Origin of the sequence: Inhella sp., assembly GCF_027532025.1 — a bacterium.
GTDB lineage: Bacteria > Pseudomonadota > Gammaproteobacteria > Burkholderiales > Burkholderiaceae_C > Inhella.
On sequence record NZ_JAPZSY010000029.1, the window covers coordinates 1 to 14,900 of the forward strand.

9 protein-coding genes are annotated in these 14,900 nt (G+C 66.9%); 6 read left to right on the forward strand and 3 right to left on the reverse strand.

Features of this window, described 5'->3' with window-relative positions:
* Positions 1–136: 136 nt before the first annotated feature.
* From O9335_RS05600 to hrpA, 3 genes are all read right to left on the reverse strand, one after another.
* Positions 137–2,548 (reverse strand): HDOD domain-containing protein, encoded by a 2,412-nt coding sequence (locus O9335_RS05600; protein WP_298384801.1) that lies wholly within the window; start codon positions 2,546–2,548, stop codon positions 137–139.
* The gene (locus O9335_RS05605) at positions 2,545–4,248 is read right to left on the reverse strand and encodes an HDOD domain-containing protein (RefSeq protein ID WP_298384804.1); all 1,704 of its coding nucleotides are present in this window, start codon (positions 4,246–4,248) and stop codon (positions 2,545–2,547) included. The genes O9335_RS05600 and O9335_RS05605 overlap by 4 nt, the downstream gene beginning before the upstream one ends.
* A 96-nt stretch (positions 4,249–4,344) precedes the next feature.
* Entirely contained in the window at positions 4,345–8,214 is a 3,870-nt protein-coding gene (gene hrpA / locus O9335_RS05610) for an ATP-dependent RNA helicase HrpA (protein ID WP_298384807.1), read from the reverse strand.
* Positions 8,215–8,264: 50 nt separating this feature from the next.
* On the opposite strand from hrpA, the gene argA reads away from it, so the two are divergent.
* From argA to O9335_RS05640, 6 genes are all read left to right on the forward strand, one after another.
* Positions 8,265–9,608 (forward strand): amino-acid N-acetyltransferase, encoded by a 1,344-nt coding sequence (gene argA, locus O9335_RS05615; RefSeq protein WP_298384810.1) that lies wholly within the window; start codon positions 8,265–8,267, stop codon positions 9,606–9,608.
* Between the two features lie 49 nt (positions 9,609–9,657).
* On the forward strand, positions 9,658–9,930 hold the full coding sequence (locus O9335_RS05620; RefSeq protein ID WP_298384813.1) for an oxidative damage protection protein: 273 nt from the start codon (positions 9,658–9,660) through the stop codon (positions 9,928–9,930).
* A gap of 72 nt (positions 9,931–10,002) precedes the next feature.
* Positions 10,003–11,052: an extracellular solute-binding protein gene (locus O9335_RS05625; protein ID WP_298384815.1), complete on the forward strand. Its 1,050-nt coding sequence runs from the start codon at positions 10,003–10,005 to the stop codon at positions 11,050–11,052.
* Positions 11,053–11,140: 88 nt separating this feature from the next.
* Positions 11,141–11,440, forward strand: a complete 300-nt coding sequence (locus O9335_RS05630; protein WP_298384818.1) for an H-NS histone family protein — start codon at positions 11,141–11,143, stop codon at positions 11,438–11,440.
* A gap of 72 nt (positions 11,441–11,512) precedes the next feature.
* Positions 11,513–13,276 (forward strand): DNA primase, encoded by a 1,764-nt coding sequence (dnaG, locus tag O9335_RS05635; protein WP_298384821.1) that lies wholly within the window; start codon positions 11,513–11,515, stop codon positions 13,274–13,276.
* A 97-nt stretch (positions 13,277–13,373) separates the two neighbouring features.
* Positions 13,374–14,900: RNA polymerase sigma factor region1.1 domain-containing protein (locus O9335_RS05640; protein ID WP_298384824.1), on the forward strand; the 1,527-nt coding region annotated here is incomplete at its 3' end.

Below are 14,900 nucleotides of genomic sequence, written 5' to 3' on the forward strand. Positions count from 1 at the left end.
CCAACCGGGTCAGGTGGGGAACCAAGCAGCCCTCAGCGTTGCAACCAGTGCCGAGGTCAGGGTCGTCACCTTGTTCAGCCGCAGCGCGCGATGCCCACGGGATCGCGCGCTTTTGCTTTCAGGCGGCGCTTGAAGCTCAACCGGCGTTTTGCCGGAACGCCATCACGGCTTGGTTGCGCAGGGTGCGCAGCAGCGACAGTTCCCGCTCGCTCAGGTGGATCGCACCTGGATCGGCTTGGTCGGCGTAGATCAGGCCGACCGGGGCGTTTTTGTGCATCAGCGGCAACAACAGGAAACAACCTGCTTGCAAGGGCGCCCGCGCGTACCAAGTCGGCAAGCGCTGGGCGATGTTGGGTTGCGACGCGTCGCTGATCAGCGTGTCCACGCCTTTGAGGCAAACGGTGGCGAACAGATCGGGGAGCCCCTGCGCGGGGCTGCGCAGCGGCACCCGCAGCTGTGGCACGGCCTGGTCGATGCCCTCGCCCACGCCGAAGCGCCCGACCAAGGTTTGCGTGCGCATGTCCTTCAGGGCCAGCACCACGCGACGCAGGCCCAGGGCCCGATAGATGGTTTCCAGAATCATGCGCAGCACCGCCCCCACGTCTTGGGACTCGACCATGGCATCGGTGATCTCCTGGATGCCGGCCGCCAGGTGCTGGGCGGCCTTGGCGCGGCGCTCTGCGGGATCGTCGGCCAAGAGCGGCGGCGGGGCTTCGGGGGGCAACACGGAGGTGGCCAACTCCATGGCCGCATCGTCGATGCCCAGCACCAAGGTGGAGGTCTCGAAGGCCGGGGCGTCGGCCGTGGGCATGAGCCGCTTGGCCATCGACCGTCGCTCGACGCGGATCTCCATGGCCTCGGCCAGACTGGCCAGCCGCTTGCGCGCCTCGTCGCACGCCGCCTGAACCGCCCGCACCGGCAGTTTCAAGATCCTGGCATGGGCCTCGGCCAAGCGCGCGAGTGGCGCCTCGAGCTGATCGGGCGGGGTATTCAGCAAGAGATCGGCCGTGTCGTTGGCGGCTCGGCAGAGCCAGCGTTGCCGCTCGGCCTGGGACTCCACGGCCTTGGCAGGCACTTCACCCACGGGACGCCGCATCACCGCGGTCAGCGGCTCGGGCAAGCCCCACTGCTTGGCCACGCCCAAGCCCAATTCCTCGAAGCTGATGCCCAGCACCCGGGTGGACGCCGTCGTCTCGGTGACGGCCGCGCGGGTGCCAACGCCGTCCCGCACCAAGCGCCTGACCTGTTGCGCCTCCTCCGGGAAGTAGAAGGCACACAGCAAGCGGCCCAGGTTTTGGAACAAAGCGCCGAGGAACATTTCTTCGCCGTCGCGCGCCCCCGCGCAAAACTCACGCGCCAGGGAGCCAGCCATCAGGCCGCGCAAGAACTCGGTCTTGAGTTGCTCGGCATGCCCGCGGTCTTGCATGCGTTCAAGCAACACCAAGCTGAGCGCCAGGTTGCGCACCCCGGCAAAGCCGATCAGCGCGACCGCGCGACTGATCGTGCTGATGGTGCCACCCCCAGCGTGGCGAAACTGCGCGGTGTTGACCAGTCGCAGCAGTTTGTTGGTCAGCGCCACGTCCTTGAGGATCTCATTGGACAGGCCTGAGACGCTCTCTTTGTCGTTTTGGGTCACCCGCTGGATGCGAGCGATGGAGGAGGAAAAGCCCGGGAAGTCGGCCTTGGCGCGCATCCGTCGCATCAGGAACTCGAGCGCGGCCGCACGGGACTCGCTGCTGGGCGCGGTCTCGACTTCAGGACCTTGCAGCCACTCGAGCAGGGCGTCGCGCATGGCGGCCGCACTGGGCCATCGCGCTTCGGGGTCCCGGATCATGCCCCGCTGCACGATGCGCCGCAACTCATCATCGACCTCCCCCACCGGCATGTCGGGCAAGGTCAGGTCCTCGTTGAGCACGCGATGCAAGCAGCGCATGGGATCGGCGTCGTGGTTGACGCGCCGACCACTCAGCAACTCGGCCAGCATGATCGCCACAGCAAACACGTCCATGCGCGGGTGAGGCGGCTCGCCTCGCCCCGCCTCAGGGCTGATGTAGCTGGGCGTGCCAACGATGGCGGCGGCCTTGGCATCGGTCACGCGCGCGGCGATGCCGAAGTCCGTCACCCGGGGCCGACCCTGCGGATCCAAGAGGATGTTGCTGGGCTTCAGATCCCGATGCACGACCCCAGCTGCATGCGCTGCGACCAAGGCATCGAGCACGCCCACCATCAAATCCACGGCGCGACGGGCCGGCAACGGGGCCTGGCGCAGCAAGGGCAACAAAGTGCCGCCATTGACCAACTCGAACACCAGCACCGGCTTGCCTTCGATGACGTCGGCTTCGAAGACCTGCACGATGCCGGGATGGCTCAGGCGGCTGACGGCACGCCCCTCCTGCAACCACTGGTCCACGGTGGCCTGCCCCGCACCGGGGGCCATGACCTTGAGTGCCACGTCGCGATCGAGTCGGGGGTCGTGCGCCAGCCAGACCACGGCCTGCGCGCCACGCCCGAGTTCGCGTTGCAGTTCGAAGCGGCCCAGCGTCTTCATGCCCACGTCCGGTCGACGGCGACTTGCGCCGCCTCCGGGTAGAGGGCCAGATGCACGTCGTGCAGCTTGAGCCCCAAGGGCCGGGCAAAACGCCGAACGGCAGCGTCGATGGCCTGACGCCGCCGGGGCATGGGCAGGGCCAAGGCATCGACCAAATCCGTGGCCATGGCCGCGCACAAGCGCAGGGTCTCGGCGTCGCTGTTGGGGGTGTGGATGGGGCTGTCGGGGTCGGGACGGGTCGCCATCGCGTGCAGCCCGTCGGCCAGTCCCCATGCCCGCAGGGTGGCCATCGTCAGGGCCCCGAGGTCGCAGCCGAGCACGGCGAACGCCGCCTGCGGCTCGCTCATGCCGGACGGGTGGGGCTGTGCATCAGTGGGTGGTGGAGGCTGCATCAGGCGTTCGATTTGGTCGGACTCGTCGGCCAAGTGGTATTGCAGCATCAGCCGCCCCAGGCTCTGGGTGTACGTCACCAACCGGACCACTTCGGGCTCGTAGCCAGCTGGGGCCAGGGCTTGCGCCACATCGGCGGCCTTGTGCGCCCTGGCCAGGGCCAAGCGCAGGTTGAGGAGCCGCTCCGGCGCGAGCACGCCGGGCCACGGCCGCAATGCCGAAGCCGCCTGAGCCACCTCTTTCAATCCCAGCAGGGCCAAGGCGCGCTGCACACTCAACACGGTGCCGAAGGCCGCACGACCTTCTCGCAACCGGGTGTGATTGACGCGACGCAGCAGCTCGAAACTGAGGGCCAAATCCTGCAGCACCAAGTCGGCCAGCGCACCCCGGTGCAGCCGCTCCAGCCCCCCCGCCTGCACCTGCTTCACGGCCTCGGGCCGGGTGACGGGCAGACCGCCAAACCGCTGCAGCTTGTCCAGCAACTGCCCCACCGTCCCGCCTTGCGGGTGGCGGTCGTGATCGACCCATGCCTCCAGCGCCCGGGCCCTGGCCCGGGCGCTGGGGTAGCGCTGCAAAGGCTGCGTGGCGGTGGCCCGGTTGCAGATGGCGCGCAGCGGCTCGGGGATGGGATGCGCCGCGCTGTGGCCCAAACGCACGAAGTCCTGCCCATGGGGAGGGATGCGGCGCAGAACCGCTCGCGGGTCGGTGGTCTCCAACGGGGCGGCGCCACCCATCAAGCGGTTGAGCAGCAAGCCCAGGCAGAGGACCTCCTCGGCCGCCTCCGCGCGCTGAACCTGACGCGCCTCGGCGTCAGCACCCGGCACCGCCCCCATCAAGCCCACGCCCAGCAAGACGGCGTGACCGTCCCCCGGGATGAGCCACTGGTACGGTTGAACGTCGCCCAGCACATGCCCGGCCTCGTGCAAGGCTGCAAGGCCTTGTGCCGCCTGGGCCGCCCACTGGGCCGCATCGGCGGGCGGCGGCAAGCGATGACGACTGAGGCGCTCGTCCAAGGTCAATCCCAGCGCCCGCTCGTAGGCCACGAAACCGTGCCCGTCCAGCAAGCCGACATCGACGACGGGCGCCAAGCCGGGGTGGGTCACGCGCTGCGCAGCCCGGGCGGCAGACAGCCAAGCCGCTTCGTCCACCGGCAGTTTGCGCGGCATGAGCAACAGTCGCTCTTGACGGACGCGCTCGTCCTCCACATGCCAAAGCATGCTGCGCTCGCTCTTGCCCAGCAGAGCCTTGAGGAGGTATGGACCGAGGCGACGGACCGTCGAAGCGGCGGGAGGGATGGCAGCTGCGCTCATGGAAGGACGAACAACAACGCCACCATTAAACCCTCGCCGGCGTCGCGCCCACACCCGGATTGGCGCGGATGTGGCGCAGCGCCACCACGCCCTGGATCACAAAAGCGCCGACCAGACCTTCTCCAGCCGCTTGACACTGACCGGCTGAGGGGTGCGCAATTCCTGCGCAAACAAGCCCACCCGAAGTTCTTCCAGCTGCCAGCGGAACTCGTCCATTCGCGGGTCTCGCGTGCCACGCAGCTCGGCCATCCGGCGCTGCCAGCGTTGCTCCAAGGGCCTCAGTTCCGCCAGCAGCTTGGCGTCGCGCGGCGCATCCAAGCGCCATTTGTCCAGCCTCAATTGGATGGCCTTGAGGTAGCGCGGCAGGTGCTGCCACTGGTTCCACGGCGTTTGCATGACGAAATGCTTGGGCATCAAGCGGGCCAGTTGGGCCTGAAGGTCGTCGGCCAGGTCCTTGGGCAAGCCCTTGGCGTCCTTGATCTTGCGCTGCGCGGCCTGGAACTCCAGCAGCACCACGCCGGTTTGCCGAGCCACCTCTTGGGCGATGAGGTTCAAACGCCCACGGCCCTCGGCCAATCGCGCTTGAAAGCGCGTGGCATCGGTGGGCCAAGGTTCGCCCAAAAAAGCGCGATCCACGGCCACCGCTTGCACCTGGGCGCGCAATTCGTCCACCGTGCCCAAGGGCATGTAGGCCACCCCCATGGTGACCAACTCCTGCCCCAGGGTCTTTTCCAGGTACTTCAGGGGCTCCTTGAGCTGCAACGCGAACAAGCGAATCAGCCCTTTGCGGTGCTGCGCCAGGGCCGCCTCGGGCTCGTCGAACACCTCGACTTCGACGTGCGTGCCTTGGTCGATCAGCGCCGGAAAGCCGATGAGGGCCGCGCCGCCCTTGCGGATCTCCAGCAGCTCGGGCAACTCCCCGAAAGTCCAGTCGGTGTAGCGCTGCGCGGCGTCCAGGCCGCTGGGCGCTGGGGCGACAGGCGATGCCACTGGCGGCTTGCGCAAGGGGGCATCGGCGGCTGCCTCAGACGAGGCTGGCGCGGTGGCTTTCAGGGCCGCCAGCGCTTGAAAGCTGCTGCGGGCCAAGCCGCTGAACTCGGCCTTCAAGCCCGCCAGGTTGCGGCCCATGCCGAGCTGACGGCCGTGTTCGTCCACCACGCGCAGGTTCATGAACAGGTGCGGGCTGAGCAGCTCCAACTTGAAGTCGGCGCGGGTCAGCGGCAACTGCACCTTGGCCTTGACCGCGGCCAGCAGCACGTCGACCAGCGCGCCCTCGCCGAAGGGGGTGGCGCCGATGAAGTCGGCCACAAAAGCGGGCACCGGGGCCAGCCGCGCGCGGGGCTTTTGGGGCAAGCTCTTCACCAGCGCCAAGACCTTGGCCTCCAGCAGCCCAGGCACCAACCATTCACAAGCTGCCTCGCTCACACGGTTGAGCACGAAAACCGGCACCGTCACGGTCAGGCCGTCGCGCGCATCCCCCGGCTCGTGCAGGTAGTCGCAGCGGCAGTCCACGCCGCCCAAGCGCAGCATCTTGGGAAAGGCGTCGCTGGTGATGCCGGCCGCCTCGTGGCGCATCAGCTCCTCGCGGCTGAAGTGCAGCAGCTTCGGCGACTCTTTGGCCGCCTGGCGGTACCACTTTTCCAAGCTGGCCGTGCTGCAGACCTCCGGCGGGATCTGGGCGTCGTAAAACGCGGCGATCAGGCTGTCGTCCACCAGCACGTCCTGCCGGCGGCTCTTGTGCTCCAGCTTCTCCACCTCGGCAATGCGTTTGGCGTTGTGCGCCAAAAAGGGCAAGGCCGAGTCGATCTCACCGCCCACCAGGGCCTCGCGGATGAAGATCTCGCGGGCGGCGGCCGGGTCGACGCGACCGAAGTTCACCCGTTTGCCCTGGTACAGGGTCAGGCCGTACAGCGTGCCGCGCTCCAGCGCGATCACCTCGCCGGCCTTCTTCTCCCAGTGCGGCTCGCTCAAACTCGTTTTGAGGAGGTGCCCGCACTGCGACAGCACCCACTGCGGGTCGATGTTCGCCAAGCCTCGGCCCCACAGTCGCGTGGTTTCGACCAGCTCGGCCGCCACGATCCAACGCCCGGGCTTCTTGCTCAGGTGCGCGCCCGGCCACGGCCAGAACTTGATGCCGCGGGCGCCGAGGCAGGCCCCTTGATCGCCCTTGTCGTCGGTTTCGCTCTTCAGGCCGATGTTGCCCAGCAAGCCGGTGAGCAGCGCGCGGTGCAGTTGCTCGTAGGTGGCCTCACTGCCGTTGAGCCGCCAGCCTTGTTCGGCCACCACGGTGTGCAGCTGCTGGTGCACGTCGCGCCACTCGCGCACGCGGCGGGGGCTGATGAAGTGCTCGCGCAGCTTGGCTTCGGTTTTGCGATGGCTGAGCTTGTGCTCGCCGTCGCCCCCGCGCACGTCTTGCAACCACCTCCACAGCTTCAGCAGGCCGCTGAACTCGCTCCGCTCGTCGTCGAAGGGCTTGTGCTTGGCGTCGGCCTGCTGCTGTTGTTCGGGCGGGCGGTCGCGCACGTCTTGGCTGGACAAGCTGGAGGCGATCACCAGCATCTCGTTCAGGCACTGCTGGTCGCGCGCGGCCAACAGCATGCGACCCACGCGCGGGTCCAGCGGCAGGCGGGCCAGTTCTTTGCCGATGGCGGTGAGTTCGTTGGCGTCGTCCACGGCGCCCAGCTCGGCCAAGAGCTGGTAGCCGTCGGCAATCGCTTTGCCAGGCGGCGCCTCCAGGAAGGGGAAGTCCTCCACCGCGCCCAGGCGCAGGCTCTTCATGCGCAAGATCACCCCGGCGAGGCTGCTGCGCAGGATTTCGGGGTCGGTGAAGCGCGGGCGCTGGGCGAACTCCTTGTCGTCGTACAGGCGCACGCAAATGCCGTTGCTGACCCGCCCGCAACGGCCAGCGCGCTGGTTGGCCGCGGCCTGGCTCACGGGCTCGATCTGCAGCTGCTCGACCTTGTTGCGGTAGCTGTAGCGCTTCACCCGGGCCGTGCCGGGATCGACCACATAGCGGATGCCCGGCACGGTCAGCGAGGTTTCGGCCACGTTGGTGGCCAACACGATGCGCGGGGCGCCGTGGGGCTGGAAGACCTTGTCCTGGTCGGCCTGGCTCAGGCGCGCAAACAGGGGCAGCACCTCCACACCGGGCGGGTGGTGGCCGCGCAGGGTCTCGGCCACGTCGCGGATCTCGCGCTCGCCCGGCAGGAACACCAAGCAGTCGCCCGGGCCGGCGGTGCGCCACAACTCGTCCACGGCGTCGCGCACGGCGTCGGCCACGCCATAGTCGCGCTTTTCCTCGAAAGGCCGCCAGCGCTGCTCCACCGGGAACAGGCGGCCGCTCACCTGGATGACCGGCGCCGGACCACGCCGGCTCTCGAAGTGCTTGGCGAAACGGTCGGCGTCGATGGTGGCCGAGGTCACGACAATCTTCAGGTCCGGCCGCCGCGGCAGGATCTGTTTCAGGTAGCCCAGCAGGAAGTCGATGTTCAGGCTGCGCTCGTGGGCCTCGTCGATGATGAGGGTGTCGTAGCGCTTGAGCAGCGGGTCGGTCTGCGTTTCCGCCAGCAAAATGCCATCGGTCATCAGCTTGACCGAAGCACCGGCGGTAAGCCGGTCGTTGAAGCGGATCTTGTAGCCCACCACCTCGCCCAGCGGCGAGTTCAGCTCCTCGGCAATGCGCTTGGCCACGCTGGTGGCCGCCAGGCGCCGCGGCTGGGTGTGGCCGATGAGCTTGCCCCCGTTGCCCGTGCCGCGGCCCAGGGCCAGCGCGATCTTGGGCAACTGCGTGGTCTTGCCCGAGCCGGTCTCGCCGCACACGATGACGACTTGGTGCTCGCGCATGGCCTGCGCGATCTCCTCCCGCCGCGCGCTGACGGGCAGGCTCTCGGGAAAGGTGATCGGGGGCAGCGGCGAAACGGAAACAGCCGGCGGGGCGCGCCGGCTGTCGGGGGTGCGGTCGTTCATGGCGGCGCGCATTGTCTCTGGCCCAAGGGCTGTCGGCACAATCACACCCCATGAGCGGCCTCGTCTTTCCCCACACCTTCGTGCCCTGGTTCCGAGCCGTGGCGCCCTACATCCACGCCTACCGGGGCGAGACCTTCGTGGTGGGCATGGCGGGCGAAATGATCGCCGCCGGCAAGCTCAGCAGCTTCGCCCAAGACCTGGCCTTGATGCACGCCATGGGCATTCGCATCGTGCTGGTGCACGGCTTCCGGCCCCAGGTGGACGAGCAGTTGCGCCTCAAGGGCCACCCCGCCAAGTACCACCGCGGCCTTCGCGTGACCGACGCCGTGGCCCTGGACTGCGCCCAAGAGGCCGCCGGCCAGTTGCGCTTCGAAATCGAAGCCGCCTTCAGCCAGGGCCTGCCCAACACGCCCATGGCCAACGCCACGCTGCGCGTGGTCAGCGGTAACTTCCTGACCGCCAAGCCCGTTGGGATCATCGACGGCATCGACCACGAGCACAGCGGCTACGTGCGCCGGGTGGACGGGGTGGGCATTCAAAACGCCCTGAACGCCGGCGCGCTGGTGCTGCTGTCGCCCTTCGGCTTCTCGCCCACGGGCGAGGCCTTCAACCTGACGATGGAAGACGTGGCCACGGCCACGGCCATCGCGCTGCAGGCCGACAAGCTGATCTTCATGACCGAAACGCCGGGCATCCACGAGCAGCCCGACGACCCCACCAGCGCGATCGACACCGAACTGGCCCTGGCCGACGCCGAACGCCTGCTGGCCCGCTGGCCCGAGCCCGCGCTGCCCACCGACCCTGGCTTCTACCTGCGCCACTGCGTGCGCGCTTGCCGCGCAGGGGTGGACCGCTCGCACATCCTGCCCTTCAGCGTGGACGGTGCACTGCTGCAAGAGGTCTACACCCACGACGGCATCGGCACCATGCTCGTTGACGAGAAGCTGGAGAGCCTGCGCGAGGCGACCAGCGACGACGTCTCCAGCCTCATCGCGCTCATCGAGCCTTTCGAGCGCGAAGGCGCCCTGGTCAAGCGCGACCGCACCGAGATCGAGCGCGACATCGACCACTACACCATCGTCGAACACGACGGCGTCATCTTCGGCTGCGCCGCCCTCTACCCCTACGTGGAAGCCGGCACGGCCGAGATGGCGGCCCTCACGGTCAGTCCGCTGAGCCAAGGCCAGGGCGACGGCGAGCGCCTGCTCAAGCGCATCGAACAGCGCGCCAAGGCCATGGGCCTCAAAAGCCTCTTCGTGCTGACCACGCGCACCATGCATTGGTTCATCAAGCGCGGCTTCCAGCAGGTCGACCCCGAGTGGCTGCCCGAAGAGCGCAAGCGCAAGTACAACTGGGACCGCCGCTCGCAAGTCCTCGTCAAGCCCTTGGTTTGAGCCCTGTCGCTACAGTCCGCGCCGTTTCCAGCACCGCAAGGAGGCCGCCATGGCCCGCATCGTTCAATGCACTTACCTGAAAAAGGAAGCCGAAGGCCTCGACTTCCCGCCCATGCCCAACGCCTTGGGTCAACGCTTGTACAACGAGGTCAGCAAGGAGGCGTGGCAGGCCTGGATCAAGCACCAGACCATGCTGGTCAATGAAAACCGCCTGAATTTGGCCGACCTGCGTGCCCGCCAGTACCTGACCCGGCAGTTGGAACAGTTCTTCTTCGGTGGCGGCGCTGAGGCCCCCGCTGGCTTTGTGCCGCCCGCGGGTTGACCAGCGCCCAAATATCAAACGCGAATTATTCGCATTTGCGGTAAGATGCAGGCTTCTGCTTCAGGAGCCCGCATGAAACTCACCCGCCGCGCCGCCCTACCCATCGCCACAGGGCTGGGGCTGGCCCTTGTGTCCCTGCCCGTAGCCGCCCAAGAGGACGTGCTGAACCTGTACTCCGCCCGCCATTACCAGACCGACGAGGCGCTGTACACCAACTTCACCAAGGCCACAGGCATCAAGATCAACCGCGTCGACACCGACGACGCCGGTCTGTTGGCCCGACTCAAGACCGAGGGTGCCGCGAGCCCGGCCGATGTGATCTTGCTCGTGGATGCCGCCCGGCTCGCACAGGCCGAGCGCGACGGCCTGTTCCGCCCGTTCAAGTCCGCCGCGCTGGAAGCCGCCATTCCCGCCCAATACCGGGCCGAAGCCGGCCCCAACGGCACCGCCTGGTGGGGGTTTTCGACGCGGGCTCGCATGATCGTGTTCAACAAGGCCAGCCTGAGCCGCGCCGACGTGGCGCGCTACGAAGACTTGGCCGACCCGAAACTCAAGGGCAAGGTCTGCACGCGCTCGGGCTCTCACCCCTACAACCTCAGCCTGTTCGGCGCCCTGAACGAGCACTGGGGCAGCGCCGCCCTGCAAACCTGGCTGCAAGGTGTGGTCACCAACATGGCCCGCGCCCCCAAGGGCGGTGACACCGACCAGATTCGGGCCGTGGCCAGCGGGGAATGCCAGGTGGCATTGACCAATTCGTACTACTGGGCCCGCTTGGTTCTGTCATCCAAACCCGAGGACCAAGCCGTGGTGGAGAAAGTCGGCGCGGTCATGCCCAACCAAGCCAGCTTTGGCACGCACATGAACATCGCCGGCGGAGCCATGGCGCGCCACGCCCGGAATCCGGCTGCTGCCCAACGCTTTCTCGAATACTTGGCCAGTCCCCAAGCCCAAGCCTACTTCGCCAACGGCAATAACGAATGGCCCACCGTGGCTGGCCCGCCCATGAACAATGCCGCCTTGCAACCCTTTGGCAGCTTCAAGCGGGAAACCATCCCCGTGGCCGCCGTCGCGAAAAACACGGTCAAGGTCCAGCAAATGCTGGACCAAGCGGGATTCAAATAATCCCTGTTTGCCGATTTCCGATGATTTGATTATCATGACAGCGCCTGCTGCTCAGCGGCGCTCCATCCCAAACAAATCGAGGTGAATCATGGCCAGTTTGCAAGAGCTGATGGCACAGCGCGCAGCGCTCGACCAGCAAATCGAAGAAACCAAGAACCGCGACCGCTCGGCCGCCATCGCCCAAATCAAGTCCCTGATGGCGCAGTTCGGCATCTCCGCTGCCGACCTGTCCGGCCGCACCCGCGCTGCCGCCAAGCCCACGGGCAAGGTGCCCGCCAAGTACCGCAACAAGGCCACCGGAGAAACCTGGAGCGGCCGCGGCCTGCAACCCAAGTGGCTCAAGGCCGCGCTGGCCGGCGGCGCCCAGCTGCAAGACTTCGCCGTCTGAACCCTGGCGCCTTGCCATCCCAGCCCGGCCGCAGCCGGGCTTTTTTTTGGGCGCGCCACGTAGACTGCGCTCGTGATTCCGCCCGACTTCATCCCCCTGCTGCTCCAGCGCATCGACATCGTGGACGTGGTGGGCGCCCACGTGAATCTCAAGAAGTCCGGCGCCAGCCTCAAAGGCTTGTGCCCCTTTCACGGCGAGAAAACCCCCTCGTTTCACGTCACCCCCTCGCGCCAGACCTACCACTGTTTCGGCTGCGGCGCCCACGGGGATGCCCTGCGATTCATGATGGACCATCAGGGCTTGGGTTTCATCGATGCCGTGCAAGAGTTGGCCCGGCGCGCCGGGTTGGAGGTGCCCAACGACACCCGGAGCCCCGAACAAAGAGCGCAATCCGAGCAAGCCAAACTCAAACGCGCCAGCTTGAGCGAATTACTGGCGCAAGCGGCGGCCCATTACCGTCAACAGCTCAGGCAAACCCCACGCGCCGTGGAGTACCTGCGCCAACGTGGCCTCACCGGCCAGATCGCTGCACGATTTGGCCTGGGCTACGCCCCGGAGGGCTGGCGCGCGCTGTCACGCTGCTTTCCCAAATACGACGACCCCGATCTTGAAAACGCCGGCCTCGTCATCCAAGGCGAAGCCCAGGGCGAGCGCGACAAACGGTACGACCGTTTTCGCGATCGCATCATGTTTCCCATACGAAATGTGGGCGGCGAAGTCATTGGATTCGGCGGGCGCGTTCTTGACCGCGGCGAGCCGAAATACCTGAACTCACCCGAAACCCCGGTGTACTCCAAAGGCACCGAGTTGTACGGGCTGTACGAAGCCCGCACCGCCATCCGCCAACGGGGCTTGGCCCTGGTGGTGGAGGGCTACATGGACGTCGTGGCCTTGGCGCAGCACGGCATCGCTCACGCCGTGGCCACATTGGGGACGGCCTGCACGACCGAGCAAGTGGGCAAGTTGTTTCGATTCACCGAACACATCGTCTTCAGCTTCGATGGCGACACCGCCGGTCGCAAAGCGGCCAGCCGCGCCTTGCAGTCCGCCCTGCCCCACCTCAGCGAGCGGCGCATCGCCCGTTTTCTGTTCTTGCCGACCGAGCACGACCCCGACTCCTACGTTCGAGAGCACGGGGCTGAGGCCTTCGAGTCCCTGATCGAAACCGCCAAGCCGCTGTCACAGCACCTGCTCGATGTGGCGGGCGAAGGCTGTCGGCTCGATACCCCCGAGGGCCGTGCACGCCTCATCGCCCAAGCCAGGCCGCTGCTGGCGTTGCTGCCGGCCGGCCTGCTGCAACGTCAGTTGGTGGGCGAAGTGGCGCATCTGGCGCGCGTGCACGACACCGAGGTGATGGCCAACGCCGCGGCCGATTCGCCTGCCCCCCGGCCGGGCCAAGGCGATGTAGACGACCCACGCCCTCGCCGCCCCCGCGCTCCCGCACCCTGGCGCCCACGCGGGACGCTCCGGGCCCCGACCCCAGAGGATCAACTGCTGCGACTGCTGCTGGTCAACGCCGCGTGGTGGGAGCGCCTCACCCCCGACCAGCACGACAAACTGCTGCAGCGCGACACCGCCCATGCGCGCGTGCTGGGTTGGCTCGATCGCACGGTTGCTGACCATGGCCCCCTGGCCTGGGCCGCGCTGCGCCCGCTCTTGTCGGCCGACGAGCACGCCCTGGCGAACCTCGAAGAACTGCCCCATCTCACGATGGCGGCGCTCGACGCACAAGCCCAGTTGGAGTCACCCGCCAGCGACCTGGACGTGTTGATCGAACGCCTGGGGCGCACCGGCTTCTTCCAGCCGGCGGCGTTGCCTCCCGTCGCTCAAGATTGACCGCGGGCGCAGGACACCGCGCGACGGCGCCAGGTCCTCATGACGGTAAAATAGAGGGTTAGCCGCTGTACACCCTCAGCCCGCCCCAAGGAATTGCATGCCCGCCAAGAAAGCCGCCCCCGCTCCCGCCCCATCTGCCGCCAGCAAGGCCCCCGCCGCTGAGACGGACACCAAGGCCGGCAAGGCAGGGAAGGCAGTTGCCAAACCCGCGGTCAAGGCCGCGGCTGTCGAGGACGACAAACCCAAACGCGGCCGCAAACCCAAGGCGGCCACCGAGTCGCCTAAGGCCAAAAAGGCGGACGCCGAAGAAGAGGACATCGACCTCGCCGACATCGACGCCGAGCTTGAGGGTGAGCCCGAAGCTGAGGCCGAAGTCGCCACCGAAGAGGCCGCCAAGCCCTTGCGCATGAAGGTCAGCCGCGCCAAAGAGCGCGCGCTGATGCGCGAATTCGGCCTGGACGACACGCAGCTCACCGAAGAGGAAGTGGCCAAGCGCCGCCATGAGCTCAAGACCCTCATCAAGATGGGCAAGACGCGGGGTTTCCTGACGCACCAGGAGATCAACGACCACTTGCCCGAGAAGCTGATCAACGAGGAGATCCTCGAAGCAATCGTGTCGATGCTCAACGACATGGGCATCGCCGTGTACGAGCAAGCACCCGACGCCGCCACGCTGCTGATCAGCGGCCAGAGCACCGCCGCCGCGTCTGAAGAAGAAGCCGAGGAAGCCGCGGAAGCCGCCCTCTCGACCGTGGACAGCGAGTTCGGCCGCACCACCGACCCGGTGCGCATGTACATGCGCGAAATGGGCTCGGTCGAATTGTTGACGCGCGAAGGCGAAATCGAAATCGCCAAGCGCATCGAAGGCGGCCTGCAGGCCATGATGCTGGCCATCAGCGCCAGCCCCACCACGATCGCCGAAATCCTCGCGTTGGCCGGAAAGATCCGCGCTGGCGAGATGCAGATCTCCGATGTCGTCGACGGCTTCGTGAGCGACGACGAGGCCGACGACTACGTGGCCGAAGAGGACTTCGACGAGTTCGACGAGGAAGACGACGACGACGGCAACGGCGGCTCGAAGGCGCTGACCAAAAAGCTCGAAGAGCTGAAGAACGCCGCCCTGGTCAAGTTCGACAGCTTGGCCGCCAACTTCGACAAGATGCGCAAGGCCTTCGAGAAGGACGGCTACAAGAGCAGCTCGTACAACAAGGCGCAAGCTGCCATCAGCGCGGAAATGATGACGCTGCGCTTCACGGTCAAAACCATCGAGCGCCTGTGCGACATCTTGCGCTCGCAGGTTGACGACGTGCGCAAGTTCGAGCGCGAACTGCGCCGCATCGTGGTGGACCGCTGTGGCATGCCCCAAGACCAATTCATCAAGGTCTTCCCGCCCAATGCCCTGAACCTCAAATGGGCGGAAAAGGAAGCCGCTGGCAGCAAGCCCTACAGCGCCGTGATGGGCCGCAACCTACCCGCCATCCAGGAACTGCAGCAAAAGTTGATCGACATCCAATCCAAGGCGGTGGTGCCCCTGGAAGACCTGAAAGAAATCAACAAGAACATGAACGCCGGCGAACGCGCCAGCCGCGACGCCAAGAAGGAGATGATCGAGGCCAACCTGCGC